Source organism: Candidatus Pelagibacter sp. HIMB1483 (genome assembly GCF_052048135.1).
Taxonomy (GTDB): domain Bacteria; phylum Pseudomonadota; class Alphaproteobacteria; order Pelagibacterales; family Pelagibacteraceae; genus Pelagibacter.
Genome location: NZ_JBNAIM010000002.1, coordinates 500,230 through 525,672 on the forward strand (window position 1 = coordinate 500,230; position 25,443 = coordinate 525,672).

The 25,443-nt window shown below is 28.8% G+C and carries 28 protein-coding genes; 15 read left to right on the plus strand and 13 right to left on the minus strand.

The features are described 5' to 3' along the window. Window positions 1-115 precede the first annotated feature (115 nt). Window positions 116-862, minus strand: coding sequence for a sulfite exporter TauE/SafE family protein (locus ACTTAV_RS03285; protein ID WP_440670183.1), 747 nt, complete (start codon window positions 860-862; stop codon window positions 116-118). Between the two features lie 14 nt (window positions 863-876). Between ACTTAV_RS03285 and ACTTAV_RS03290 the strand changes: the two genes are divergently transcribed. Next, window positions 877-1,377, plus strand: a complete 501-nt coding sequence (locus ACTTAV_RS03290; protein WP_440670184.1) for a molybdenum cofactor synthesis domain-containing protein — start codon at window positions 877-879, stop codon at window positions 1,375-1,377. Here ACTTAV_RS03290 and ACTTAV_RS03295 read toward each other — a convergent pair whose 3' ends face one another. Continuing rightward, entirely contained in the window at window positions 1,378-1,623 is a 246-nt protein-coding gene (locus ACTTAV_RS03295; protein WP_440670185.1) for a DUF1244 domain-containing protein, read from the minus strand. A gap of 23 nt (window positions 1,624-1,646) precedes the next feature. Between ACTTAV_RS03295 and ACTTAV_RS03300 the strand changes: the two genes are divergently transcribed. The 8 genes from ACTTAV_RS03300 (at window position 1,647) to ACTTAV_RS03335 (ending at window position 8,128) form a co-directional block, all read left to right on the plus strand. Continuing rightward, window positions 1,647-2,225, plus strand: coding sequence for an SRPBCC family protein (locus ACTTAV_RS03300; protein WP_440670187.1), 579 nt, complete (start codon window positions 1,647-1,649; stop codon window positions 2,223-2,225). A 126-nt stretch (window positions 2,226-2,351) separates the two neighbouring features. Beyond that, complete coding sequence (locus ACTTAV_RS03305) at window positions 2,352-2,813, plus strand: (2Fe-2S)-binding protein (protein WP_075519391.1); 462 nt, start codon at window positions 2,352-2,354, stop codon at window positions 2,811-2,813. Window positions 2,814-2,838: 25 nt separating this feature from the next. Then, a complete protein-coding gene (locus tag ACTTAV_RS03310; protein WP_440670188.1) occupies window positions 2,839-5,217 on the plus strand; it encodes a xanthine dehydrogenase family protein molybdopterin-binding subunit in 2,379 nt (792 codons plus the stop codon). 9 nt (window positions 5,218-5,226) lie between these two features. After that, on the plus strand, window positions 5,227-6,012 hold the full coding sequence (locus ACTTAV_RS03315) for an FAD binding domain-containing protein (protein ID WP_440670190.1): 786 nt from the start codon (window positions 5,227-5,229) through the stop codon (window positions 6,010-6,012). A 21-nt stretch (window positions 6,013-6,033) separates the two neighbouring features. After that, a complete protein-coding gene (locus ACTTAV_RS03320; RefSeq protein WP_440670192.1) occupies window positions 6,034-6,363 on the plus strand; it encodes an XdhC family protein in 330 nt (109 codons plus the stop codon). Further along, a complete protein-coding gene (locus ACTTAV_RS03325) occupies window positions 6,363-7,043 on the plus strand; it encodes an XdhC family protein (protein WP_440670194.1) in 681 nt (226 codons plus the stop codon). The genes ACTTAV_RS03320 and ACTTAV_RS03325 overlap by 1 nt, the downstream gene beginning before the upstream one ends. Beyond that, complete coding sequence (locus ACTTAV_RS03330; RefSeq protein ID WP_440670196.1) at window positions 7,043-7,711, plus strand: GNAT family N-acetyltransferase; 669 nt, start codon at window positions 7,043-7,045, stop codon at window positions 7,709-7,711. Before ACTTAV_RS03325 ends, ACTTAV_RS03330 begins: the two co-directional genes overlap by 1 nt. Before the next feature lie 45 nt (window positions 7,712-7,756). Next, window positions 7,757-8,128, plus strand: a complete 372-nt coding sequence (locus tag ACTTAV_RS03335) for a hypothetical protein (RefSeq protein WP_440670197.1) — start codon at window positions 7,757-7,759, stop codon at window positions 8,126-8,128. 13 nt (window positions 8,129-8,141) lie between these two features. Here ACTTAV_RS03335 and ACTTAV_RS03340 read toward each other — a convergent pair whose 3' ends face one another. Next, window positions 8,142-8,618 (minus strand): DM13 domain-containing protein, encoded by a 477-nt coding sequence (locus ACTTAV_RS03340; protein ID WP_440670199.1) that lies wholly within the window; start codon window positions 8,616-8,618, stop codon window positions 8,142-8,144. 71 nt (window positions 8,619-8,689) lie between these two features. Here ACTTAV_RS03340 and ACTTAV_RS03345 point away from each other — a divergent pair, with 71 nt between their 5' ends. Genes ACTTAV_RS03345 through ACTTAV_RS03355 form a run of 3 tightly spaced genes read left to right on the plus strand, consistent with a single transcriptional unit; the run spans window position 8,690 to window position 12,316 of the window. Continuing rightward, window positions 8,690-9,577 carry an AAA family ATPase gene (locus ACTTAV_RS03345; RefSeq protein ID WP_440670200.1) on the plus strand — a complete coding sequence of 296 codons (888 nt, stop codon included), beginning with the start codon at window positions 8,690-8,692 and terminating at the stop codon, window positions 9,575-9,577. Beyond that, the gene (locus ACTTAV_RS03350) at window positions 9,577-10,485 is read left to right on the plus strand and encodes a hypothetical protein (RefSeq protein ID WP_440670201.1); all 909 of its coding nucleotides are present in this window, start codon (window positions 9,577-9,579) and stop codon (window positions 10,483-10,485) included. Before ACTTAV_RS03345 ends, ACTTAV_RS03350 begins: the two co-directional genes overlap by 1 nt. Then, window positions 10,472-12,316, plus strand: coding sequence for a transglutaminase family protein (locus ACTTAV_RS03355; RefSeq protein ID WP_440670203.1), 1,845 nt, complete (start codon window positions 10,472-10,474; stop codon window positions 12,314-12,316). Before ACTTAV_RS03350 ends, ACTTAV_RS03355 begins: the two co-directional genes overlap by 14 nt. On the opposite strand, the gene ACTTAV_RS03360 is transcribed toward ACTTAV_RS03355, so the two are convergent. Genes ACTTAV_RS03360 through ACTTAV_RS03375 form a run of 4 tightly spaced genes read right to left on the minus strand, consistent with a single transcriptional unit; the run spans window position 12,313 to window position 15,806 of the window. Next, window positions 12,313-13,794, minus strand: a complete 1,482-nt coding sequence (locus ACTTAV_RS03360; RefSeq protein ID WP_440670204.1) for a FecR family protein — start codon at window positions 13,792-13,794, stop codon at window positions 12,313-12,315. The two genes, ACTTAV_RS03355 and ACTTAV_RS03360, sit on opposite strands and share 4 nt — an antisense overlap. Continuing rightward, entirely contained in the window at window positions 13,791-15,080 is a 1,290-nt protein-coding gene (locus tag ACTTAV_RS03365; protein WP_440670206.1) for a tetratricopeptide repeat protein, read from the minus strand. The genes ACTTAV_RS03360 and ACTTAV_RS03365 overlap by 4 nt, the downstream gene beginning before the upstream one ends. Window positions 15,081-15,086: 6 nt before the next feature. Further along, window positions 15,087-15,491 carry an ATP-binding protein gene (locus tag ACTTAV_RS03370; protein ID WP_440670207.1) on the minus strand — a complete coding sequence of 135 codons (405 nt, stop codon included), beginning with the start codon at window positions 15,489-15,491 and terminating at the stop codon, window positions 15,087-15,089. 12 nt (window positions 15,492-15,503) lie between these two features. Further along, window positions 15,504-15,806 carry an STAS domain-containing protein gene (locus ACTTAV_RS03375; RefSeq protein WP_440670208.1) on the minus strand — a complete coding sequence of 101 codons (303 nt, stop codon included), beginning with the start codon at window positions 15,804-15,806 and terminating at the stop codon, window positions 15,504-15,506. A 111-nt stretch (window positions 15,807-15,917) separates the two neighbouring features. On the opposite strand from ACTTAV_RS03375, the gene ACTTAV_RS03380 reads away from it, so the two are divergent. The 3 genes from ACTTAV_RS03380 (at window position 15,918) to ACTTAV_RS03390 (ending at window position 18,069) form a co-directional block, all read left to right on the plus strand. Further along, entirely contained in the window at window positions 15,918-16,727 is an 810-nt protein-coding gene (locus ACTTAV_RS03380; RefSeq protein WP_440670209.1) for a hypothetical protein, read from the plus strand. A gap of 6 nt (window positions 16,728-16,733) precedes the next feature. Continuing rightward, window positions 16,734-17,459, plus strand: a complete 726-nt coding sequence (locus tag ACTTAV_RS03385; protein ID WP_440670210.1) for a prepilin peptidase — start codon at window positions 16,734-16,736, stop codon at window positions 17,457-17,459. A gap of 112 nt (window positions 17,460-17,571) precedes the next feature. After that, the gene (locus tag ACTTAV_RS03390) at window positions 17,572-18,069 is read left to right on the plus strand and encodes a pilin (RefSeq protein WP_440670212.1); all 498 of its coding nucleotides are present in this window, start codon (window positions 17,572-17,574) and stop codon (window positions 18,067-18,069) included. A gap of 59 nt (window positions 18,070-18,128) precedes the next feature. On the opposite strand, the gene ACTTAV_RS03395 is transcribed toward ACTTAV_RS03390, so the two are convergent. The 6 genes from ACTTAV_RS03395 to ACTTAV_RS03420 are packed head-to-tail and all read right to left on the minus strand — an operon-like array spanning window position 18,129 to window position 25,442. Continuing rightward, the gene (locus ACTTAV_RS03395) at window positions 18,129-19,379 is read right to left on the minus strand and encodes a type II secretion system F family protein (RefSeq protein WP_440670213.1); all 1,251 of its coding nucleotides are present in this window, start codon (window positions 19,377-19,379) and stop codon (window positions 18,129-18,131) included. Then, the gene (locus ACTTAV_RS03400; RefSeq protein ID WP_440670214.1) at window positions 19,380-21,071 is read right to left on the minus strand and encodes a GspE/PulE family protein; all 1,692 of its coding nucleotides are present in this window, start codon (window positions 21,069-21,071) and stop codon (window positions 19,380-19,382) included. Beyond that, window positions 21,072-22,496 carry a secretin N-terminal domain-containing protein gene (locus tag ACTTAV_RS03405; protein ID WP_440670215.1) on the minus strand — a complete coding sequence of 475 codons (1,425 nt, stop codon included), beginning with the start codon at window positions 22,494-22,496 and terminating at the stop codon, window positions 21,072-21,074. Continuing rightward, complete coding sequence (locus ACTTAV_RS03410) at window positions 22,489-22,950, minus strand: hypothetical protein (RefSeq protein WP_440670216.1); 462 nt, start codon at window positions 22,948-22,950, stop codon at window positions 22,489-22,491. The genes ACTTAV_RS03405 and ACTTAV_RS03410 overlap by 8 nt, the downstream gene beginning before the upstream one ends. Continuing rightward, window positions 22,947-23,621, minus strand: coding sequence for a hypothetical protein (locus ACTTAV_RS03415; protein WP_440670217.1), 675 nt, complete (start codon window positions 23,619-23,621; stop codon window positions 22,947-22,949). The genes ACTTAV_RS03410 and ACTTAV_RS03415 overlap by 4 nt, the downstream gene beginning before the upstream one ends. After that, window positions 23,622-25,442, minus strand: a complete 1,821-nt coding sequence (locus ACTTAV_RS03420) for a hypothetical protein (RefSeq protein ID WP_440670218.1) — start codon at window positions 25,440-25,442, stop codon at window positions 23,622-23,624. Window position 25,443 lies beyond the last annotated feature (1 nt).

Sequence of the window (25,443 nt, forward strand, 5' to 3'; positions counted from 1 at the left end):
TTTGAATGCTTGCTGATTTTATTATTGGGGATTTCCGTTTTAGCAGTTAATGCCCGCAATAGGATCAAATCGGCAATTTCTTTATATAAAAAATGTAAAAATAATCAAATAGAATTTAAAATAAAATTTTATAGCCCATTCTGATAGAAACAAATATCACTAATACAGAAGTTAAAATTGCAAGCACTCTTCCAGTAAAAATTTTCAAGTTTAAGTAGTTGCCAATTAATCCTCCTAATAGGACACAAATAAATAAAGACAAATAGTTTGGTAGTTCGGTTAATACATTTTCTTTAGTAAGTTGTCCTAATATTCCAGAAATTGAGTTGATTAATATAAATAATGAAGCTGTTGTAGTAATTACTTTTGGTTTTTCTGCTTTTATTAAAAAAAGAATAGGGCTTAAAAAAATTCCTCCTCCAATTCCAACTATTCCTGAAACAAAGCCTAGCACAGAACCAATCACAAGATTAATAAAAGAACTTATTTTTTTTATGACTAAGTTATTGTTTTGATATGATTTATTATTTATTAATAACAATGTTCCAGCAATAGATAAAACAAAGAATAAAATAATTTCAAAAATTTCTTTATCAATTTTTAAAGTTCCACCAAAAAAAGCAAAAGGAACAGAACCTATTAAAAAAGGAATTAATAACTTAAAATTGTGATTTCCTGCACGTATATAATTAATAGAATTTCCTGAGACTACTATAATATTACAAACAAGAGCAACAACTGGAAAAATATAATAAGGAATATCCCAAATTAATAAAAGAGCTAGATAAGTAGATCCTCCACCGAAACCAACACTAGAATATAAAATAGCTGTTATAAAAAATAATATTGGTAATATAATCATATAAAAATTTTTTTATGAAAGTAAATATAGCACTATTAACTGTAACAGATACCAGAACTATTGATAATGATAAATCTGGTGGAATTTTAGTTAATAAAATTAAAGAGGCCGATCACAATTTAATCGATAGAAAAATATGCAAGGACAATAAAGACGAAATAGTTTTAATACTTAAAGATTGGCTTAATAATGAAAAAATTGATGCCATTATAACAACTGGTGGAACAGGTTTAACTGGAAGAGATATAACTCCAGAGGCTTTAGATGAAATTGCAGATAAACATATTCCTGGATTTGGCGAAGTATTCAGAAATATAAGTTTAAAAACCGTAGGAACTTCAGCTATTCAATCTAGAGCATGTGCTGTACTAGCTAATGGTAAATATGTTTTTGCCTTACCAGGTTCATCAGGTGGTGTTACTGATGCTTGGGATGGAATTTTAAAACATCAATTAGATGTTAACCACAAGCCTTGTAATTTTGTAGAATTATTTCCTAGATTAAAAGAAAAATAATTATTTTTGATATTTTTCTTTCCATTCTGAATAAGGCATCCCATATACATGTTCTCTTGCATCAGGATCTGAAATAGTGATTCCTTTTTTTTCAGCTTCCTCTCTATACCATTTTGATAAACAATTTCTGCAAAAGCCTGCAAGATTCATTAAGTCTAAATTTTGAACATCTTTTCTTTCTCTTAAATGTTGTAATAGTCTTTCAAAAGCTGCAGATTGTAATTCTTTTTTTGTTTTATCATCCATAAAATTTTATATATAAATATATTATGAAACTTTCTGGATCCTATCAAATTAATTTATCAAAAGAAAAAGTATGGGAAGCACTAAATGATCCTGAAATTTTAAAACAAGCTATTCCAGGATGCGAGGAATTTACTAAAAATTCTGATACCGAGTTTACTGCAAAAGCTACAAATAAAATTGGTCCTTTCAATGCTAGTTTTACAGGTGATGTCGAACTTAAAGATCTTAATCCACCAAACAGTTACAAAATAACTGGCTCTGGCAATTCCCCAGTTGGTTTTGCTTCAGGAGAGGCAACAGTGAAATTAGAAGATAATGAAAATGGAACTAAACTAATTTATGAGGTTGAGGCCAATGTTGGAGGAAAGATTGCACAAGTTGGATCTAGATTGATAGATATGACAGCTAAGAAAATGGCAGATATATTTTTTGGTAAATTTTCAGAATTAATATCATCTGAAGAAGTCTCATCTGATAAAATTTCAAGCAATGAAAAAATTGATAAACAAGATCAACCAAAGTCAAAAAAACAAAATCAAAAAATTTTAATTTATGCTGCTGTCGCTGTAGCTGTTGCTATTTTGATATATTCATTTTTTTAAAAAATTAAGAAATATCTTAAAAATAATATCTTAAGTTCTAGTGGAAGTAGAAACTATACAAAATTAACAATTGCTTCTCAGTTTTACATATGATGTACTTATTATTATTCACGAAGGAGACGCTTGATGACAAAAGTAACATTAGAAGTAAATGGTAAAAAGGTCAGCAAAGAGGTTCCAGACCACACACTTTTATCAGTTTTTTTAAGAGATAATTTAAATTTAACAGGCACGCACGTTGGATGTGATACTAGTCAATGTGGAGCTTGTGTAGTTCACGTTAATGGCAAATCAATAAAAAGTTGTTCTACCTTAGCAGCAGACGTTGAGGGATCAAAAGTAACAACAATTGAAGGTTTAGCAAAAGATGGAAAACTCCATCCTATGCAAGCAGCATTTAAAAAGACACATGGATTACAATGTGGATATTGCACACCAGGAATGGTTATGAGTGCAGTAGATCTGCTACAAACTAAAAAAAATCCTAGTGATCAAGAAATTAGAGAATGGTTAGAAGGCAACATTTGTAGATGTACAGGTTACCAAAATATAGTGGCTGCAGTTAAAGAAGCTGCAACAAAAATGTAATTTAAAAAAAAGGAGAAAATAAAAAATGGCAAGTTTAGTTGGATCTAGAGTTGAAAGAAAAGAAGATGGAAGATTTTTACAAGGAAAAGGGAGATATACGGCAGATATCAATATAGCAAATCAAACTTACGCAGTATTTGTAAGATCTCCTCATGCAAGAGCAAAGATTAAAAGTGTTGATACTTCAAAAGCATTAAAGTCATCGGGTGTAGTTGGAGTTCTAACAGGAAAAGAAATAGCAGAAGATAAAATTGGTGGTTTAATTGCTGGTTGGGCAATTAGAAGTGAAGATGGATCTGAAATGAAAGTTCCAGCAAATCCACCTTTGGCAAAAGATGTTGCTAACTTTGTTGGTGAGCCAATAGCAGTTGTTTTTGCAGAAACTTTAGATGAGGCTAAAGAAGGAGCTGAAAAAGTAAAAGTTGATTATAAAGTTTTAAAAGCTGTAGTAGATCCAGCTGATGCAATGAAAAGTGAGGCTATTCATGACGGTGTAGATAAAAATCTTTGTTATGATTGGTTATTAGGTGATAGAAAAGCAGTTGATGAAGCTTTTGCTAAAGCTGATAAAATTATTAAAGTTGATTTAATTAATAATAGATTAGTTCCCAACGCAATGGAACCAAGAGCTTGTGTAGTTGACTACAACTTAGCCTCAGAAGAAATTACTTTATATACTACAAGTCAAAATCCTCACTTATCAAGATTAGTGATGTCAGCATTTGGTAATGTGGCACCAGAAAACAAATTAAGAGTTGTTGCACCTGATGTTGGTGGTGGATTTGGATCTAAAATTAATGTTTATAATGAAGAAATAGTTTGTAGCTGGGCTTCAAAAAAAATTGAAAGACCAATTAAATGGGTTGCTGAAAGAACAGAGTCATTCTTAACAGATACTCATGGAAGAGATCATGTTACTCATGCAGAGCTTGCGGTTACAAATGATGGTAAGTTTTTAGGTTTCAAAAATGAAACAATTGCAAACTTAGGAGCATATGCAAGAGTGTTTGGAACAGTCACTCCAACATATTTATTTGGACCTTGCGCTACAGGAGTTTATGTAATTCCTGCTGCTTACTCTAATGTAAAAGCTGTGTATACTAACACTGCACCAGTCGATGCTTATAGAGGTGCTGGAAGACCAGAGGCAACTTATACAATTGAAAGATTAGTTGAAAAAGCAGCAATGGAACTAGGAATGGATAAAACTGAAATCAGAATGAAAAACTTTCCAACTCAGTTTCCATTCAAGCAAACATTAGTTCACACAGTTGACTCTGGTGACTATGTAGCTGGATTAGAAAAAGCAAAACAAATGGCTGATTATGCAGGCTTTGAAGCTAGAAGAAAAAAATCAGAAGCTAATGGTAAATTAAGAGGAATAGGTGTTTCATCTTATTTTGAAGCTTGTGGTATAGCACCATCAGCTGCTGTTATGTCTTTAGGTTGTGGAGTTGGTCTTTGGGAGTCTGCTGAAGTCAGATTTAATCCAACAGGTCAAATTTCAGTATTTACAGGAGCTCACAGTCACGGACAAAGTCATGATACTACATTTGCACAAATAGCTGCAGACGAGTTAGGTGTGCCAATGGAAAATATTGATGTGGTTCATGGTGATACTGATAAAGGAACATTTGGAATGGGTACTTATGGTTCCAGATCATTAACTGTTGGTGGTATTGCAATCGTTAATGCTTGTAAGAAGATTGTTGCTAAAGGCAAAAGAGTTGCAGCTAAAATGCTTGAAGTTAATGAAGATGAAATTGAATTCAAGGATGGAGAGTTTGTAGCTCTTAAATCTAATAAGAAGAAAACAATAGGTGAGGTTGCTTTTGCTTGTTATTTACCAGGACAAAGAGATGAAATGAAATCACCAATTCCAGAGGGTGATGAACCAGGTTTAATTGAATCTTCATTTTTTGATCCTGCAAACTTCTCATTTCCAGCTGGTTCACATATTTGTGAAGTAGAAATTGATCCTGATACTGGAAATGTAAAAGTTGAGAAATATACTGCTGTTGATGATTTTGGAAGAATAGTAAATCCAATGATTGTTGAAGGACAAGTTCATGGAGGAATTGCTCAAGGAATAGGGCAGGCTTTACACGAAAATACTCAATATGATGAAACAGGACAGTTGATGACCGCTTCATATATGGATTATACAATGCCAAGGGCTGATAACTTTCCTGAATTTAATTTAGGATTTACTTGTACTCATGCAACTTCAAATCCTTTGGGAGTTAAGGGTTGTGGAGAAGCTGGTGCAATTGCTTCGCCACCAACGGTAATGAATGCAGTTATTGATGCACTAGGTGGACAAGAAATTTCAATGCCAGCTACAGCTGAAAAAGTTTGGAAGGCTTGTAAAGCAATGAAAAAATCTAACGCTAAAGCAGCATAGGAGGAAAATATGAAATCATTTAATTATCACGCACCAAAAGATGTTAAAGATGCCACTAAACTAGCTTCCTCTAGCTCAGCTTTTTTAGCCGGAGGAATGACGACAATTCCTTCAATGAAGCTTGGATTAGCAAGTTATAAAGATGTTATTGATATCAAAAACATTAAAAAACTATCAGGCATCAAGGTTAGTGGAAAAACTGTAACTATAGGTGCAACAACAAAACATGTAGAAGTTGCTACTTCAAAAGATGTTAAAAAAGCAATACCAGCTCTTGCTAAGTTAGCTGGCAACATTGGTGATGCTCAAGTTAGAAACAGAGGAACTATCGGTGGATCAATTTCTAACAATGATCCATCAGCTTGTTATCCATCTGCTTGTATGGCACTTAATGCAATTATTCATACAAACAAAAGAAAAATAGATGCTGAAAAGTTTTTTACAGGAATGTTTGAAACAGCTTTAAAAAGTGGCGAGCTTGTAGAAGCAGTTGAGTTTCAAATTCCAGAAAAAGCTGATTATCAAAAACACCCAAATCCAGCATCTAGATATGCAATAGTTGGAGTTTTTGTTGCTAAGCACAAAAAAGATGTGAATGTTGCAATAACAGGAGCAAAATCTTGTGTTTATATTGATAAAGAATTATCAAAAAAATTAAGCTCTAATTTTTCTGTGTCTGCAATAGAAGGTACAGATGTTAAATCTTCAGGCATGAACTCTGATATGCATGCATCGGCAGAGTATAGAGCAAATCTTGTGTCACTATACGCAAAAAAAGCTGTTGAAGCTTGTTAGTTAAGATTTATATTTCATCAAATGAAAAACTCATTTGATGAAAAAATCCTAGAAGAAGCCCAGGATTGGGTAAATGCTAATCAAAAAGTTGTTTTAGCAACAGTAATTCAAACTTGGGGATCCTCTCCAAGACAAGTGGGCAGCCGTATGATTGTTAATGAAAATGGAGACTTCTCGGGTTCTGTTTCAGGTGGATGTGTAGAGTCTTCAGTTGTTAGAGAATGTATTGGTCTTATCAAAGATAATAAACCTTGTAAAAAGATAGAATTTAAAGTTTCAAATGAAAGTGCTTGGGAAGTTGGACTTGCTTGTGGTGGAGAAATCGCTGTCTATTTAGAACAAGTTAATTAATGAAATTACAAACACTAAAATCAATTATTGAAAAAAAGAAAAATAAATCTGAATTTGCAATAATCACCAATCTTAAAACAGGGGAGAGTGAAATTTTTGAAAAAGATAAACCTTTAAGTAAAGAAATGGAAATTTATTCCAATCAAATTAATGAATTTTTTAAATCTAAAAAAAATGGTGTTATTGAAAATTCTGAAATATTTGTTGAAACTTATATATTGCCAATAAAAGTAATTATAGTTGGAGCAGTTCACATTGCTCAATACTTAGTAGATTTTGCAAAAAGTTTAAACTTTGAAATTTCAATTATAGATCCCAGAGGTTATTTTGCATCTGAACAAAGATTTCCTGATATGAAAATAATCAATAAGTGGCCAGATGAAGCTTTTAAAGAAATAGACACAAATGAAAACACGGCTTTAATTGCTTTAACGCATGATCCAAAAATTGATGACCCAGCATTACAACATGCCTTAAAAAAAAATTTTTATTACATTGGAGCACTTGGAAGTAAAAAGACTCATGAGAACAGATGTCAAAGGTTAAAGGAAGCTGGCTTCAGTGACGAACAGATTAAATCAATTCATGGACCAATCGGAATTAAATTAGGTGGGAGATCTGCACCAGAGATAGCTTTATCAATAATTGCTCAACTGGTCTCAGAAACTTACAAAAAATAATGAAAATTGGCTCAACTGTAAAATTTACAAAAGCAAAATTTCCTTCAAAAAAAAAATTAATTGGTAAATATTGTTTTTTAGAACCAGTTAATGCCAAAAAGCATGCTAAAGATTTGTATAAAAACTTTTCATTAGACAAAAAAGGAATTGATTGGATTTACATGCCAACAGGACCATACAAAACCTTTAGTTCATTTAAAAAATACTTAACTACAGAAAAGTTATCAGGCAATCCTTTTTTTTACTCAATTTATTCAAAAAGACTTAAAACTTATTGTGGTTTGGCAAGTTATCTTAGAATTAAACCGGAAATTGGAACGATTGAAGTAGGTTGGATTACTTATGCTAAAAATCTTCAAAGGACATTTGAGGCAACAGAGGCAATGTATCTTATGATGAAAAATGTTTTTGAGAATTTAGGTTATCGAAGATATGAGTGGAAATGTGATAGCTTAAACAAAAGATCTAATAAAGCTGCATTAAGACTAGGTTTTAAATTTGAAGGTATATTTAGACAAGCAACAATCTATAAAAAAAGAAATAGAGATACTTCTTGGTATGCAATTATAGATAAAGATTGGAAAAAGATTAAAAAAGGGTATCAAAAATATTTAAATATTTCTAATATTGATAAAAATTTTAAACAAATTAAGAAATTAAATCTTTAGTTAATTGTTAATTGATTTTAATCTTATAAAAGATATACTTTTAAGATGAATAATATCAAATTTTTTATTTTTTTCATCTTTATTCTATTTAACACTACAGCTTTAAAAGCTGCAGAGTCTATAGTTGCTGGTGTAAATGGTATGTTTTGCATAGCTTGCCAAGAAAAATTGTCGAAAGCCTTCAGTGAAAAATTTGGAACAGATGCAACAATTACTGTATCGTGGGAACAAGGATTGGCTGTTGTCAGCGTGCCTACCAAAGGAAAAATTACAGAGGAAGATTTTATGAATGTTGTATTAGAAACAGGATTTGAATTCGAAGGCATAAAAAAAGTGGCTAAACCAATTCGAAATTTAAAAGAGACAGAAGCTTTTATAAAAGAAAATCCAGGTGTTTTTATTTTAAAAACTTTTTAAATCATTCATAAACTTATTGATATTTTGCAGCAGTAATAAACTCCTCAAATCGTTCACACCATATTACGACAGTATTATAATTGTTAATATCAATATTTGAGGGGATATCAATTACAAAATTCTTAAAAGTTTTGACCTCTGCAATATATTTTGCATCATTTTTTATATCTAGAAACTCATCTTCGTGTTCAACAAATTCATTTGTTAAATATAATTTGTAATCAGGTCCAGGTGCTATAGAACCTTTAATTGTTATTATTTGATTAGATATAGTCACCTCTGCTTCTCCCCAGTGTAATAAGTCACTGCCTCTTAAATCTTTAACAAATTCAGTTTTATATAAAGCTTCTTTTTGCAAATTATCAATTTTTGAAATCTCTAAAGACTTTGGTGCTGTGAGAATTGGTAGTAAATAAACACCAAGACCAAAGCCAACAGCTAAAACAAATAAATGACTAAAAAAAAATAGTAATTTTTGATTTTTCATCATGATAATTAATTATAAACAATGTACTAATTATAATGCTTATATAAAACAACTTTTTAAATTATAACTTACATATGAATTTAAAGAATTTTTTTGATAATTGCTCAAAAACCATTGTAGGCAATCAAAAAAATATCAAACTTTCGATCAGTGCTATCTTTTCTGAAGGCTCTATATTAATCGAAGATTATCCTGGAACAGGCAAAACCACTTTTGCAAAAACAATTACTTATAATTTAGGCTTAAATTTTAAAAGAATTCAATTTACCTCTGATTTATTACCAGCAGATATTTTAGGTTACAATTTCTTTAAAGGAGAACAAAGTTTATTACAAAGAGGTCCTATTTTTACAAATGTTGTTTTAGCTGATGAATTAAACAGAGGTAGTGCAAAATCACAAAGTGCCTTTTTAGAGGCTATGGAAGAGAAAAATGTAACAATTGACGGTGAAACTTACAAATTACCTGAACCTTTTTTTGTTATTGCCACTCAAAACCCAATGGATAGTTCAGGGACATTCTTACTACCAGACTCACAATTAGATCGATTTATGATCTCATTTTCATTAGCAGAATTAAATAGTGATCAAAAGAAACAAGTTTTAAAGAATGATATTTCTTTTGAAAAAATTGATAAATCAAGCATTGATTGGAGCAAAATTAAACAACAAAAAGATCAAATAAAAGTAAATGAAAATGTATATGAATATATTTTAGATATTGAGAGTTTTATTAATCAATTGAATAAAGATTTTTATATTTCTCCTAGATGTTTAAAACAAATCTCTGAACTTGCTAAAGGTTGGGCTTTGATTGATGAAAGAGATTATATTACTCATCAAGATATCAAAGAAATCCTACCTTCAATTTTACGCCATAGAATTAGATTTTTAAATAATGAAAAAGAAAAGATAAATTTTATCAATAAAGAAATTTTAGATAAAATTAAAATTCCTAAATAATGTTAAATGGAGTCCTGCAAAATAAATTAATTCCTTTTTTCAATAATTTTAAAAGAGAGAAAATAATCATATATCCTAATTTATCAGGATTTATTCTTGGAGCGTTTGTTTTCTTTTGTTTTTTAATTTCTGTTTTTTATGAAAATAACTTTGCTCTTTTAATTTCTATTATCATTTTTTTTATCTTTTTTATTTCAATTATTATTTCTAATCAAAATTTAACTAATATTGATTACGTTTCTTCAAATGAATTACTGATTGAAGCAAACAGAGAAAGTTCAATACAATTAAATATATTTAACAATTCTCAGATTCAAAAGTTAAATATTGATTTTTATATTGATAAAAAATTTAAAGGCAACTTTGATCTTGAACTAAATAACAATTCAATCAATTTAAACCTTTTTAAACAAACAAGAGGTTCAATTCCAATAAATGATTTACAATTAAAATCAGATTTTCCATTTGGTATCATAAATACTATTAGAAAATTCAAATTAAATAATACTATTTATGTTTACCCAAAACCAAAAAAACAAAATTTAGAGCTCCTTGCTAAGTTTAACCTTGATAATAGTTTACAAAATCAAGAAGAGTTTAATGGTATAGATCAGTATAAAATTGGAGATAATTTAAGTAAAATTGCCTGGAAACAATCGATTGGTAAAAATAAGAAATATATTAAATCATTTAAAAGCAATCACTCAAAACAAAAAATATTAGATTTAAATGAATACCCAAATATTGATTTTGAGGAATTATTAAGCACTGTCACATTTATTTTTTTGGAACATTTTAAGTTAAAAAAAGAGATTTCCCTAAAACATAAAGATCAATTATTTAAATTAACAACTGAAAAACCTTCTTTAAACAAAATTCTTATATATCTAAGTCATGTTCAAAATTAATCTATTAGATAAAAAATTTAGATGTTTAATAATTATGCTATTAGGAGCACTGTCTCTTCAGGCTGAATTAAATTTAATCAATAAAACATTCTTCTTAGGTATTATATTTATTTGTTTTTATCTCAATAAAATAGAATTTAGATTTAAAGCAGTATTTTTATCAATAATCTCATTGATAGTGCTGTATGTGCAGTTGGTTATTGAAAACTATATATTTTCAAAAGATTATTTCATTAATATTTTAGGATTATTATTAATATTAAGATTTTCAGATCTTAATCAAAAAAAGAAATTGTTTTCCTTTTCACTAATTGCATTAGTTATTTCTGTAGTAAGTCTTATTAATTCACAAGATATCATAAGCTCCATTCTTTCATTAACAATCTTAACGCTAACGATCATTAATTTTTATCTTATTAATCAAAATAAAATTATTGATTTAAACATCAAAAATCTAATCAAAGTATTAAGTGTCTCTTTTCTAATATTTCCAATAATAATTATTATTTATCTAATTTTTCCAAGAACAGAGATCAATATTAAAATTTTAGAAAGCTCAAATACTAATCTTGGAATTCCAGATGAAATTGGACTTGGTTCTTTTCAAAGCTTTGCTGATAGCACCAAAAAAGTATTCACCTTAAACACTAAAAAATTTGAGCAAAAAGATTTATATTTTAGAGTTAAAACATTTGATTATTTAACGGTAGATAAAACCTGGATTTCTTCAAAAGAAGATTTTTTACTAAAAAACTTTAAGCAACAATTAACATTATCAAAACCTAAATTACTAGATGATAGTTATGATATTATCTTAGAGAACCATAATAAAAAATGGGTTCCAAGTTTAAGAAATTATACTGTAACTAATGGATTGAATAATCATTACTATAGTTTCTTTAACCAAACTCATCAAAACTATATTGAAATAGAAAAGAAAAAAATTATAAAATTTACAAAGTTTGAGCAACTTAATTATATTGGAGATGATTTAAAAAAATTTTACACTCAATTACCAAACTCTATCTCTAATGATTTGGTAAACTGGGTTAAAGCAAACAAACAAAATAAATCTGATAAAGAGTACTTAACTTTTTTGATGAATTATTTTAATCAAAATCAGTTTTATTATAGCTTAAGTCCAAAAGTTACTTCCAAAAATGATTATGCAGATTTTTTCTTTAACTCTAAAGAAGGATACTGTGAATATTATGCTGGAATGTTTGTTATTCTTACAAGATTAGCAAATATTCCTTCGAGAATTGTATCTGGTTATTATGGTGGAACAGAAAATGAATTTGGTGATTTTTATGAATTTACTCAAAGCGACTCTCATGCTTGGACTGAAGTTTGGCTAGATGATTTAGGTTGGGTTCGTTTTGATCCAACAACGGCTATTCCACCTTCAAGAATTAAAAATTCAATTAATCAATTTTTAGATCAAAATAATGAAAATATGAATAAGCAATTTTCATTTAAAATTTATAATTATGCTAGAAATTATTTCACTTATTTAGATTATAAATGGACTACTAGTTTTATTGAGTATGATAAAAAAACTAGAGACGAATTTATTAATAAAATTAATTATAAATACCTCTTATTAATATTTGCACCTTTTATAATATTCCAGTTATTCAAATTGATATTGTTAATCAATAAAAGAAACTTGCTTAGATTGTTATTTAATTTGATAATAATTTTATCATCTAAAAAACAAAAAATTTTAAAATCAGATACCCCTCATCAAGCATTCAATAAATTAAATTCAACTTCTAGAAAGAGATATTCAAATTTTTTTAAAATTTATATAAAGAATATTTATTGTTAGTTTCTAGCTGGCATTACCCCAGTTCTCTGACCATTGATGCTATTAGCAATATCACCACCTATATCAACATATTGGGTTGCTGTAAAACTTAAAGTTCCAACTGAGCCAGTAGGTGAATTTGATGATCCGTTCATTTTAACATTGAAAAAGTTAGTAGCAGCTTCTCCAAGATATAATGAGTCAGCTGGTTGATAATTTGCATAATCTGCAGGTAAATTTAAAGTAACAGAGGTTGTTGCTCCTGTTCCATTATTGATACTAAATTGATCTAAGTTTACATTGTCTAAACTTGTTGAAGCACCACCCCCTGAATAATCGACCGAAAATGAATGTGAAAAATCAACTGTATCTTTACCATCTAAAGAAATTGTTCCAGAAAAAGTGTTCGAAATTTCTTTAGTTGCAAAATTTACAATTGTTTGACCGTCAAATGTTCCTGAGCCGGTTCCTGTGGTTGCAGCCATATTCACTCCATTGGCTGTGTAAGTGTAAGTGCCAGCAGTTATTCCTTGAAAATCACCATAAGTTGTTTCACCTAAATTTTCTCCACCATATCTTAAAATATAAGCTAAACCGTCACCACCTTCCGCATTTGCCATTGCAATTTGATTTTCTGCACTTTCATTTTCTATTTCTTCAACACCCTCTTCACCAATTAATTGTTCAAGTGAAACTCCTAATACTGTTGCAAGTTGATCAAATGTTAATCCACCTCCAGCAGTATCAAGAGCTGTTTGAACAATTTCACCTATTATTTCATTCCCTTGAATTTGATTGTCATCAAATAAGCCTTCTTTAATAGCTGTTTGAACTTCTTCATTTTCAAGTCCAGCTTCTCTTACATCTAAAAAATTTTGAAATTCTTGTAACTGTTCATTGGTAATTGTAACAGGAGGTGCTGGTATTTGATTAGCTGTAAATTCAGTAAATGCAAAAGGAGTGTCTAACAATACAGATCCTTGATCATTAAAAACTTCAACTGCACCTGGTCTTAAACCTAAAGTATTATTTTGACCAGGACCTATCAATAATACTTTACTAACTTCTTCATCTTGATCTACAATTGCCTGAAACTCTGTTCCTCTTGTGCCAATTGAACCTGCTGGAGTTTTAACAATTAAATTATCAGGATTTTTTTCACTAATCTTACCACTTAAAACTTTAACACTACCTTCAATGATGTTAGTTGTAATTTTACCCTTTTGACTATTTGGATCATAAACAAATTCATCTAAAGTAACTGAAGTTTTTGCGCCAATAGTTATTACTGTTTGGTCTAATAGTAATATTTGTGATTTTGATTGATCTTCAGCTTTAATAATATCACCAAAATAAATCTTATCTCCTGCTTTTAATACCTCACCTTTTTGATTAGTGATATTTCCAATTGCAAGTCCAATATTGCCCACAATAATTTCTGAAGCATTAGAAAAATTTATAAAGCTAATAAATATTAAAAATGAAACAATCTTTTTCAAAATGTAATCCTTTTTGTTAATCCAAATTTATAAATATCTTTGTGATAATCATAATTTAAAATATTAGACTTAGATTTTATGTCAGAATATGAGACTGAATAAAAGATATTCTTTAAAAATTCAAGCTTTAAAAGTTGATCTAAACTTCCACTCATAGAAATAGAATTAGTTTTAATTTTATCATCTCTAATGGCGTCACTTTTAACAAAAGTATCTGCTTTATCATATGTATTATAATTAATTGTTTGAGATAAGTTAAAATTAATATTTTTAATACGTGTAAAATAGCTTATTCTTCGATATTCATTATCATATCCGTAGCTATCTAATTTTGCATTATAGTCATTAAAACCATATTTAAATTTGATATTATTATTTTGATTAATAAAATACTCATAGCCAACTGCTAGACCTTGAGCTTCATTATTTTTATCTTCTGCAGCTGTAAACACGCTATCTGTTCTGTAATCAGTTAAGCTATAATTTCCAGATAAAACAATATTTTGATTAGGTCTAAACCCATATCTATTTTCTAAAATGAATGAATGAACCACATAATCACTTTCATGAAGATTATTATTTTCATTTAATGAGTAAAAGGTTGAGATATAATTCTTATTAATTTGTTTATTGTAATTTATAAATAATGAATGAGCATCGTTTTCTTTATTTTTATCTCTATTTTGTCTTGTAAATCCTTTTCCAACATTAAAATTTATATTCGAGGTATTTGATAACTGTTTATAGGCTCCATATTTAATAACAATATTTTGAAAATCATCATCATCAATAGTGTCAGCTGCATAATTACTTAGACTGTCACTTATATAAAGAGTGCTACTATCACTTTTAGTATTTACATTATTATCTAAAGTTGAGTTATAACCAATATCAATAAACTGTACCCATTCATTTTTTTGTTGCTTATCTTGAGCTTCAAGTGTTTTAACAATTTCATCTAATCGTTGTCTTATAGCGTTAGTTAAAACAGGACTTCTCTTTATCTGATCAATAATATCTTTAGTTCTCTCTTTTGAATCTATCTTTAAAGAAATAGATAATAAATATAATTTTAAATCTAAGTTATCAGAATATATATCTGATAATCTCTCTAACGTTGCGATAACTGGTTTATAATTGCCTAATGCTTCTTGCTCTTTAGCATATTGTAAATTCAATTCTAAATTATTAGGATCTTGTAAAATCTGTTCGAAAGTAATTTCAGAAAATGTTTTTGATGAAAAAAAAACAAAAAAAATGAATATAATTTTTTTAAAGATTTTCATTAAAATTTAATGAATCTTTTTCTTGAGAACTAAATGATTTACCCAATCACTTTTTTCTTCTGACCAATCAAAATAATCCATTATATTTTTAATAAAATAAGTTCCAATTTGGCCTGGTTTAACATCATCAATGTCACGGTGCTTAATCATATCTTTTGTTACTTTAATTCCATTATCATAAATGTGAATTTCAAAAAGATTATCTTTAAAATCTACTTCAACAAAAATTTTATTCTTAGAATCAGACTCCTTATAACCATACTTAATAATATTGGCAATTGACTCACCGACTGCTAATTTTATCTCTAAAACTGTTTTAGAATTGATCTTCAAATCGATTAAAATTTGTTCAACAAAATTTCTAATATGTTTTAAATTTTCTATCGTTGCGTCAAATTTCTGGGATTTCATTAAAAAATGATTTTAATTTTCAATGACAAAAAATGTATCTAGTTTAGCCATCTTTAAAACCGAAATTACAGACTCACTAGGTTTAAATAATTTAAACTCTTTTCCAGCTTCATCAGCTTTTTGTCTATTTTCTATTAAAGCTGCAATACCTGAACTATCAATGTAACTCACTTCACTCATATCTAAAGCAACAGCTGTATTGATATCTAATGCAGCAGATACTTGATCTCTTAAACCATCAGAGTTTTCAAGGTCCACATCACCTTTTATAGTAATTATTTGAATATTATTTTCATTTTTTTCAGGATAACTCATAACCACAATATATTCTGAGATCTCTAACAGTCAATAAATGAATTATTGTGTAATGGGGATAAGACAATTTTTTTAATAAACATTAATTCAATTTTATATTAAGATAAAAATATGACAGATTTAGAATCAAAAGATTTAGAATCTTATATTAAAAATGATGAAATGAGCGAAACAAGTGAGGAAGATAATAGTTTGTTAATAGGTGATAATTCAAGTTTATTAGATGAAGATGAAGCAAATACAAAAAATGATAATCAAGAAAGGTTTACTGCTGAAGATACAGCAGAAGCTAATGCTTCTCTTTTAACTGGTGACCCAGATCCATTTAACAAGCATAATTTTGGAGAATTAAAAAGTACGCTTAATAAAATAGAAGATAAAATTGATAAAGAGACTGAACAATTAAAAAAGCTAGATGTTTTAGATGATATTAAAACTGAAATACAAAAAATAAATGAAAACTCATTAATGCAATCCACTAGCTCATCTCCTTCTACAGGTCACAATTTACCTAACGCAGGTGATTTGTTAAATAGAGTTGAAGAACTAGAAAATAAAATTCAAAATAATTCTGGTGATGGAGTAAGTGATGAAATTCAAACGAGTATTAATGATTTACTAAATAGTGTCCAAAAACTTAATGCTGCTACAAATACTTATAATAAAAGATTTGAAAAAATTGAAGAAACTGTATCAAGATTTGAAGAAATGGAAAAAGATATTCATCTTGAGTATGTTGATGATGAGGAAAAAATAGATATTTCAAATAATAGTTTAACAGACAAAGATAAAAAAAGACAAAATATTTTGTATTTAATCCTTATTGGATTAATAATGACTCTTACAGGATTAGTTATTCTTGATAGATTAAAAATAATTGATTTATATTTAGACAGTATTTTTAAAATGTTTTTTTATTAAGCTTTAATGCTTGGAGTAATCTTTTTTATTTTAGGAGCATTATTTGGAAGCTTTGCTAATGTTTTAATTCTAAGGCTTCCAAAAAATCAAAACATAGTGTCACCAAGATCCTATTGCTTTAAATGCAAAAAACAAATTCCTTGGCATTTGAATATACCAATTGTTTCATCTTTATTTCTTTTTGGTAAAACAAAATGTTGTAACAAAAATCTAAATCCACAATATATAATAGTAGAAATTTTTACTGCCTTAATTTTTTTACTTAACTATTTAAATTTTAATATTGCTCAAGCTATTATTTTAAATATTTTATTTTTTATAACTATATTAATTATTTTTATAGATCTTAATGAAAGAATTATTTTTGATGTATTTAATTATTCTATAATTATATCCGGGATAGTTGTTGCATTATTATTTAATCACTTAAATCCACTTGAAATCACAATTAAAAATTCATTAATCTCATCATTGATAGGATTTATATTATTTTTTAGTTTAAGGTTTATCTTTAAGAAATTAAAAGATATTGAGGCTCTAGGTTTGGGTGATGTGTATTTAATTGCTGGATTTGGATCTTGGCTAGGTTTTGAAAAATTACTATACTTTCTAGTTTTATCTTCCGTAATTGGGATTGTTTATTATGCTATTTTAGGTAGAAACATCAAAAATTTTGAAATTCCCTTTGGATCTTCAATGGGATTATCATTCATTATCCTCTTTTATATTTAGTTTAGTCTAAAATTAGTTCTAAATCCCTCTTGGTTGTTGATAAAAAATTTCTTTGAATAATTAAAAAAAAAAGTATAAAGGGATAATTGTTAACAATTTAAATGGAGAATAAATGAAAAAATTAAACTCAAAAAAAGGTTTCTCTTTAATTGAATTACTTGTGGTAATTGCAATTATTGGTGTCCTTTCAGCTGTAGGTATTACTGCATATACTGGATACACAGCTAGTGCTAAAGAACAGGCATCAAGAACACAGTTTTCTCAAACTGTAAGTATGATTAATGCTGAAATGGCAAAATGTGCTTTAGGTTCAGGAAATTATGCATGGCCTGAAGGTTCAACAAAAGATACTTGCTCTGACGGTATTGATGCTGCAACAGATACAAATATAGCAAGTTATTTAACAGCTTCAACTGGTTTAGGTTATAAAAACCCTTACTCTCAAGATGAAGCAGCTGGAACATATGCAAAAGCTGTGGCTGCAGCAACTGACCCAGATGCTGATGGAAGAATTACAATCTTTTGTGATGCCACAGCGAATGAATGTACTATTCGACAAAGAGTTGCGGATGGAGAAATTCTATCTCAAACTATTGGAGATGCATCATAATATAACTTAATTAAAATTTAAATTTTAAAAAAGGCGCTCTAAAAGAAGCGCCTTTTTTTTTACTTCACTACCTGTCCCATGTTAAATATTGGTTGATATAAAGTAAGTAGTAATCCAGCAATCAAAGCTCCAATTAATACAATCATTACAGGTTCTATAAATTGTTTCAAAGCTCCAACAGCATTATCAACTTCGGCTTCATAATAAGTTGCAAGGGAATTAAACATTTCATCTACACTTCCAGTTCTCTCACCTACTTTCATAAATTCCGAAAACTCCATAGGAAAAATTTTTTCTCCGGCAAAAAGTTCAGAAAGGTTTTTACCTGTTAAAATTTCCTCTTGAATTCTTGCTATAGCTTCTCTAACTAAAATATTATTAGTCACTCTACTACTGATTTCTAGAGCTTGTATGATTGGAACTCCAGCAGTTAATAGATTAGATAAAACCATGGAAAGCTTTGCATATATAGATTTAATTACTAAAGGACCAAAGGCTGGAATTTTTAGTGAAAACCCATGAAAAAATTTTTTTACAGCATAAACTTTTTTATTTAAAAAAATAATAGTTGTTACTATTACAATTATACTCATAACCAAAACCCCTCCCTGGCTAGGATTAGTTAAAAAGTTACTCATTGCTATAACTTTTTGAGTTGCAGCAGGCAATGGCACTCCTAGACTTCCATAAATTTCCTCAAAGACTGGAACAACTTTTACCAACATGACAGTTGTCACTAAAAGGGCAACTGTTAACAGAATAATTGGATAAGTGAGTGCACCTTTTATGTCTTTTATAATTTTTAATTTCTTTTCAACTAAACTGACAATTTTATTAAGAAATAAAGCAAGTGTACCACTGCTTTCCCCAGCTTTAACCATATTCACATAAGAGTCATCGAAATATTTTGGAAATTTTTCAAGTGAAGTACTGAAAGGACGTCCTTGGTTTAAATCTTCAATAATTGAATTGGTTAATTTAATCATACCTGGCTTATTAGCTTGTCTTCTAGCTAATTGAATTGAATCCATTATAGGCAAATCAGCTTTCATCATTGTTTCAAGTTTTTTAGAAAACATCATAATATCTAAATCACTCAATTTATCAGAGTGAAGTTGCATTCCTAAAAATGTTTTAATCTCTGGATCGGCACCATTACTTGATGAACCATTAGCTTTGGATTCATTAATCTTTGAAACAGTAATCTTTTGAGCTCGTAATTTAGCTATGGCTTGTGCTTTATTCAAGGCTTGGATTGATCCTGTTGTATCTTGACCTTCTTTTTTTCCAGTATAACTAAAATTTAACATCTAGTTTTGTAATGAAATAGTTCTTAAAAATTCTTCGTAAGTAATTACGCCATTTCTAATATGATCTCTTGCAACTTGATCAATAGTTTTAAAGCCATTTTCTTTAGCAATTTTTAACATTTCAGGAGCTCGTTTACCCTCAATGATTGCTGAAGCTAATGCTTGATTGACTTCTAAAATTTCATAAATACCTTGTCTTCCTTTATATCCTGTGTCTTTACATTCGCTACAACCTTGTCCTTTATAAACTTTTAATGTTTCAAGTTCTGTCAATCCAAAGCCTATATCTTTGAGCTGAGATTGAGTGATAGATGAATCCTCAACTTTACAATTCGAGCAAATTTTTCTTGCTAATCTTTGAGCAACAACTGTATTCAAAGCTCCTGCTATCATAAAATTAGGTACACCCATATTTGTTAACCTAATAATTGTTTGTATAGCATCTTTGGTGTGTAGTGTTGATAATAATAAATGTCCTGTTAGTGCAGCTTTAATTGCAATATCAACAGTCTCTTTATCTCTAATCTCTCCAACTAAAATTACTTCAGGGTCTTGTCTTAAAAAAGCTCTTAAAATACTTGCAAAAGATAATCCTATTTGCTCATTTGCTTGGATTTGACCTATTCCTTCCATTGTATATTCAACAGGATCTTCAGCAGTGAGTATATTTTTTTCTGGCTTATTTAAATGCGCGAGAGCAGCATATAAAGTAGTTGTTTTACCACTTCCAGTAGGTCCCGTTACTAAAACCATCCCTTGAGGAGACTCGATTGCTTTGATAAATTTGCTTAATTCAGACATGGGTATACCAATTTTATCTAACCCAATAACATTTGTACTTCTTAATAATCTCATACAAATACGCTCACCATATTTAGTTGGGACAGTATTGAAACGAACATCAACATCTATTCCATTGTTACTTTTATCTTGAACAGTAATTGCTCCATCCTGTGGAAGTCTAGACTCTGAAATATTACAACCAGCCATTATTTTCAGTCTTGTTACAACAGCCATATAATTAGGAGCTAATATAGGATCAAAACTTTCTTGAATTTTCATAATCCCATCATTTCGATATCTAACTTTGGCTACATTATCTTTAAAAACTTCGATATGAATATCACTTGTTCCGTCTCTTAATGCATCTTGAAAAATCTTATCAACAACTCCTACTACATTTAAAGAACCTGTCGCGGCAGCAATTGAAGTTTTATTTGGAGTTTTTGTTTCCTTTTTTGCAATTCTTATATCCCACACCTTTGATTTAGAAATTTGTTCAACATTACTTAGAGTTGCTACGGAAAATAAAACATTTTTTTTTGTAAAAGATTTGATTTTAGGTCCATGAGAAAGTTTTAAAGGATCTGCAACTGCAACTTTTAAAGTTCCACCTTGTAATTCAAAAGGAATTACTTTTTCTTTTTTAACAAACTCAGTTGGTAATATAGTAATTAATTCTGGCTTTATCTGAGTCTCTTTTAAATCAACTTGTTTAATCGAAAAACTTCTAGAAATTGTTTTTGCGATATCTGCTTCTGTTGTAAATTGTTTCTTTAGAAGCTCTTCTACAATTTTTGATTTATTGGGTCCACATTGAGTTGTGATCTTAGTTAATCTATCTTGACTTAGAGCTCCACTGGCAGCCAAAAGATTTGCAATTTTTTCTGAAGCAGCAGAACTTAATTCCATTTAGATAATCCTTGGTGCTAAAAAAATCAAAAGTTCCTGTTTATCATCTGCTTGTACTCTAGATCTAAACAATGCTCCAATACCTGGAATCTTGCCTAAACCAGGAACTCTAGAGTTTGTTTCTGATAATGTTTCAGTTAAAATACCACCTACAACAGCTATATCTCCATTAGCTAATATCAAATTTGTATCTATTTCTTTTTTAGTGATTTTTGGAGGATTTACGGACAAATCAACTGAATCATTGGTAATTTTAACTTCCATCATAACTGTACCATCTCCTGTAATTATAGGGGTAACATCTAACTGTAGATTAGCATCATAATATTTAGTTGATGATGTCGTAGTTCCTGATGCTGCAGTTGTGGTCTCAGTCACTCCAAATTGAGTACCTTGTTTAATTATTGCATTTTTACCACTAACAGTAAATAATTTTGGATTTGAAAGTGTTCTCGAGTCTCCCTCTTTTTCTAGAGCATCAATTTCAAATTTCAAATCCCCTGAACTCGTTTCTCTTAAAATTCCAAGACCAGATGTGCCTGAAATTAAAAAATCAGTTGCACTACTATTATCGTTTCCTAAAGCAACACTGGCAGCAGAAGTTCCTATACCACCCCGAATAGACTCTGTTGCACCACTAGCAGTAGTTTTGGATCTTGCCAAACCTAATCTGGTTCCAAGTTTAGAAGAAAAGGTTGGTGACACTTCCACTAAAAAAGCCTCAATTAGTACTTGAGGTTTTTTTACATCAATTTTTTCTAAAATGTTCTCTAATGTTTTTAAATCTGAAGGACTTCCTTTTGCAATTATAGTTTGGTTATTATCATTTTCAATTAAGGTAACAGTTGTTCCCCCAGCCACAGGATCACCTTTAATAACAGCTTCTAATTGTTTTTTCATTTCAGATGGCTTTTCATAAAAAATATTAAATATTTCAGTCATTTGAATCTGTCCCGATGTACCACCAGCTGAAATTTTGATAATCTCAGTATCATTATCTGAAGATTGAACCAAACCATTCATTTCAATGACAGTATTAATAACATTATTCCATGGCTCGTTAACTACAGAAAAGTTCAAAATCCCTTGAACATTTGGGTCAACCACCACATTCCTATTTGCTAAATTTCCCAGCCCAATTAATGCTTCTCGCAAATCTGAATTTTGAAATTTTATTGAAATTGGAAAATTAGGAAAACTTATTTTAGAAGATGAAGAGGACATTTCTCTTCGTGGTTTAGTAGCATTATTGTAACCAATATTTGGCCCTTCTTTAAATGTATTAGTAACTGTGGTTAGCCCATCTCTCTTGATCTCCTCTATGCTAATATCTTTTTTAATTTTTCCAGAATTACCTTTATTTGAAGCGCAACTAGTAAAAATTAATGCAATTAAAATTAATGATAAATATTTAAAACTAGTCATCTAACTCCAGAGTTAATATTTTTTTATTTTCCTCAATAATTAATAAATCTTTTTCAATTTTTTTAACAATTGCATCAAATTTTCCAATTTTTTGACCTTGCTTTACAACTACCTGATCATTATCACCTGGTAATTTAATTAATGCAAAGTTATCAGGACCATCGGACAATATAGTTCCAACCAATTTCATCGATGACACAGGATATACACTTGGAGTATTCAAATCTTTTCTGAAAAATTTAACAACTAATAAATCTTTAGAAAATGGATCTACAATTTTTTCTTTCTTTACAATCTTAATTTTTAATTGATTATCATTTGATTGTTCAGTATCATTTTCTAAACTATATTCACTATTTTCTTCAACTTCATCACCAGATTGACCTGCATGTAAAATGTGAGGCAATAAAACTAGTGAAAAAATCAGAAAAAATTTAAATAAATATATTCTCATGTATTTAATAAACTCAGTTTAATTTTGTTTTTAATTTCAACTGTCCCATTACTTTTTTTTTGAATAACAGAATCAGTTATTACAAAACTTTTATCATATTTTTCGAGTGTTTTTATAAAATTAAGATAATCAATAAACTTTCCATCAATTACTAGCTCATATTCAACAATTTTATATTTTTCAAAAATATCAAATGCCTTGGGATCATCTTTTTTTTGTTTTTTAAAAAAATCTTCAGAAACTTTATTTAAAGAGTAAATCTTTAACTGATGGTTGAGTGCTGCTTCCGAAAACAAAGCATAAAACTCATCAGGTTTTGAAGTGTAGAAAAATGACTGATTGATTTGCTTAAGTTGGTCTTCAGCTTCTTTTGTTTTTTTTAATAAACCAATCCTAGAAGTGTCACTTGTGTCTAAAAAAGATTTTTTCTGTTGTAAATCTGGTTCAATAAGTTTTGCTGAATTGATGGTTGGTTTTATTACAACAAAGTTTCCAATAAAAAAACCCAATACCAAAATTCCAATCATAAACATTTTAATGTTAATGGAATTTGGATTTAAAAATTTTTCTTCTTTAATTTTAAAAGGTTTAATGAACTTTTCAATTTTGTCGTCAGTACTTTTTATTTTTTTTCTGACAACTCTTCTTTTAATGACTAATCTTTTGATCATCTATAAATCCACTTCAATTTTAAAATTTCTAAAAGAACTTGTATTTTGAGAAACTTGTTGATTATTATTTGACGTGCTTTCAGATTGTTCAATCGGTGCTGACTGAGAATCATCATTTACTATTACAGCTATATTCAATTTTGTAATATCTGGTCTACCAATAGTATCTCTAATATTTTGGACAAACATGTTAAGATCATAGTCGGTTATTGCGTGACCTTCAAAAACAGCTTGGTTGTCTAAAAATTCCAATTTATTTAATTTTACTCCCTCAGGAACAATCGATGGTGTATTTTTAACTAGTTTATAATATTCATTATTTACATTTTGAACTTCACTTGCAAGTTTAGTGTCTGCTTCAATTTTTTTATACTTGCCGCTGATATTTTTTATTTCATTTAATGTTTGATCATATTTTTGAACTACCGATGGATGTTGTTTTAATACTTTAGATTTTTCAAAATAAACTGGCAAGTTTAAAGCAATTAAACCTGAAAAAATAAATAATAAAAGAACTGTAATTGAGTTTAACAAATAATTGCTCGTTTTAATTTTATTGTTCTCTAAATACTTAAAATTTTCTGGATTTAAATTAATTTGAAATTTAGGAAGAAATTTTTTCTTAATATTAAATGCATTCAAATATCTTAGTGAGGACCCAATTAAAGGAAACGCTTTATTAATATCTATATAGGTAACTGGAAAAGTTTTTTGAACTTTTTTACTTAGTTTAATTGTTTTATTTTCTAATAGGTTTTCTTTTAACGTATCGTACTCGACTAAATTATCTTTAATTTCTAATTCTGGTTCAGACATGTTGCCTGATATCAAAGAAATTTCTTTGATTATGATATCTTGGAATTTATTTTTTAATCCCGTTATAAAATTATTAATTTTATCTTCTTCAGAGTAAAAATATAATTCTTTAACTTTTATCTCATTGTTTTCATCATTATTTGTTTCTTCAATTAATGAATTAATATTTTGTAAACTTCTCTCAAATACTTCTAACCAAAACGGACCATCTGGACTTGGCATTTTTTCTAATTGTTTTAAAAGAACTTGATCCGATCTTGAAATTTCAACTTCTATTAATTTTATAGAAGTATCACTTACGATCGCAAAATATGATTTATTATTCGTGTACTCTAAAATACCAAAATTGAATGGTTTAATTTCTTGTTTTTTAATTAAAATTGAATTGATGATAGAGAATAATTTTGGTTCAATTAGATTTGCATTTATTCCACAGTTTTTAAGTAAGTTTTTAAAGGATAAAATTTTTTCTTTTTCAGTGATAGCAACAATGACACTCAATTCTAATGTTGCATCATTTTTAGAAACTATATAATGGCTTATTTCATCTGTTTCTTTTATCTCACCTAATTCTTCATATTTTTCCCAAAACTCGTGAGCTTGTGCATTTTTTGAAAAATTATAAAAAATTACATCATCTGAGCTTGCTGCGTCCTCCTCAGCAATAGGGATGTTAATTAAACGAATTTTAGAATACGATGTTGGAAATATTAAGTTAGCCTCATATCCTTTAAGCATGTTTTTCTTAACAATTTTAAGAATTTTTTGCTCATATATTTCACTAGCATTTTCAATATTTTTATCTGTTGATATTTCTAATTTTTCATTAAAAAACCGCTTAATTTGATTTTTTCCATCAAATTGGCAAACACTAATATTGTCTTGTTGGATTTCTATTGCTACTCTTTTTTCTTTAGAAATACTTATGCCACCAAGTAATGGATATATGAATTTTCTAAATGCTTGTAAAAATTTTTCTTTAAAAACTAGTAGTTTTTCTTTCATA

Coding starts and splice junctions, on each gene's coding strand:
- ACTTAV_RS03285 (WP_440670183.1), bottom strand. CDS start 862: ATGATTATATTACCAATATTATTTTTTATAACAGCTATTTTATATTCT.
- ACTTAV_RS03290 (WP_440670184.1), top strand. CDS start 877: ATGAAAGTAAATATAGCACTATTAACTGTAACAGATACCAGAACTATT.
- ACTTAV_RS03295 (WP_440670185.1), bottom strand. CDS start 1,623: ATGGATGATAAAACAAAAAAAGAATTACAATCTGCAGCTTTTGAAAGA.
- ACTTAV_RS03300 (WP_440670187.1), top strand. CDS start 1,647: ATGAAACTTTCTGGATCCTATCAAATTAATTTATCAAAAGAAAAAGTA.
- ACTTAV_RS03305 (WP_075519391.1), top strand. CDS start 2,352: ATGACAAAAGTAACATTAGAAGTAAATGGTAAAAAGGTCAGCAAAGAG.
- ACTTAV_RS03310 (WP_440670188.1), top strand. CDS start 2,839: ATGGCAAGTTTAGTTGGATCTAGAGTTGAAAGAAAAGAAGATGGAAGA.
- ACTTAV_RS03315 (WP_440670190.1), top strand. CDS start 5,227: ATGAAATCATTTAATTATCACGCACCAAAAGATGTTAAAGATGCCACT.
- ACTTAV_RS03320 (WP_440670192.1), top strand. CDS start 6,034: ATGAAAAACTCATTTGATGAAAAAATCCTAGAAGAAGCCCAGGATTGG.
- ACTTAV_RS03325 (WP_440670194.1), top strand. CDS start 6,363: ATGAAATTACAAACACTAAAATCAATTATTGAAAAAAAGAAAAATAAA.
- ACTTAV_RS03330 (WP_440670196.1), top strand. CDS start 7,043: ATGAAAATTGGCTCAACTGTAAAATTTACAAAAGCAAAATTTCCTTCA.
- ACTTAV_RS03335 (WP_440670197.1), top strand. CDS start 7,757: ATGAATAATATCAAATTTTTTATTTTTTTCATCTTTATTCTATTTAAC.
- ACTTAV_RS03340 (WP_440670199.1), bottom strand. CDS start 8,618: ATGATGAAAAATCAAAAATTACTATTTTTTTTTAGTCATTTATTTGTT.
- ACTTAV_RS03345 (WP_440670200.1), top strand. CDS start 8,690: ATGAATTTAAAGAATTTTTTTGATAATTGCTCAAAAACCATTGTAGGC.
- ACTTAV_RS03350 (WP_440670201.1), top strand. CDS start 9,577: ATGTTAAATGGAGTCCTGCAAAATAAATTAATTCCTTTTTTCAATAAT.
- ACTTAV_RS03355 (WP_440670203.1), top strand. CDS start 10,472: ATGTTCAAAATTAATCTATTAGATAAAAAATTTAGATGTTTAATAATT.
- ACTTAV_RS03365 (WP_440670206.1), bottom strand. CDS start 15,080: ATGAAAATCTTTAAAAAAATTATATTCATTTTTTTTGTTTTTTTTTCA.
- ACTTAV_RS03370 (WP_440670207.1), bottom strand. CDS start 15,491: ATGAAATCCCAGAAATTTGACGCAACGATAGAAAATTTAAAACATATT.
- ACTTAV_RS03375 (WP_440670208.1), bottom strand. CDS start 15,806: ATGAGTTATCCTGAAAAAAATGAAAATAATATTCAAATAATTACTATA.
- ACTTAV_RS03380 (WP_440670209.1), top strand. CDS start 15,918: ATGACAGATTTAGAATCAAAAGATTTAGAATCTTATATTAAAAATGAT.
- ACTTAV_RS03385 (WP_440670210.1), top strand. CDS start 16,734: ATGCTTGGAGTAATCTTTTTTATTTTAGGAGCATTATTTGGAAGCTTT.
- ACTTAV_RS03390 (WP_440670212.1), top strand. CDS start 17,572: ATGAAAAAATTAAACTCAAAAAAAGGTTTCTCTTTAATTGAATTACTT.
- ACTTAV_RS03395 (WP_440670213.1), bottom strand. CDS start 19,379: ATGTTAAATTTTAGTTATACTGGAAAAAAAGAAGGTCAAGATACAACA.
- ACTTAV_RS03400 (WP_440670214.1), bottom strand. CDS start 21,071: ATGGAATTAAGTTCTGCTGCTTCAGAAAAAATTGCAAATCTTTTGGCT.
- ACTTAV_RS03405 (WP_440670215.1), bottom strand. CDS start 22,496: ATGACTAGTTTTAAATATTTATCATTAATTTTAATTGCATTAATTTTT.
- ACTTAV_RS03410 (WP_440670216.1), bottom strand. CDS start 22,950: ATGAGAATATATTTATTTAAATTTTTTCTGATTTTTTCACTAGTTTTA.
- ACTTAV_RS03415 (WP_440670217.1), bottom strand. CDS start 23,621: ATGATCAAAAGATTAGTCATTAAAAGAAGAGTTGTCAGAAAAAAAATA.
- ACTTAV_RS03420 (WP_440670218.1), bottom strand. CDS start 25,442: ATGAAAGAAAAACTACTAGTTTTTAAAGAAAAATTTTTACAAGCATTT.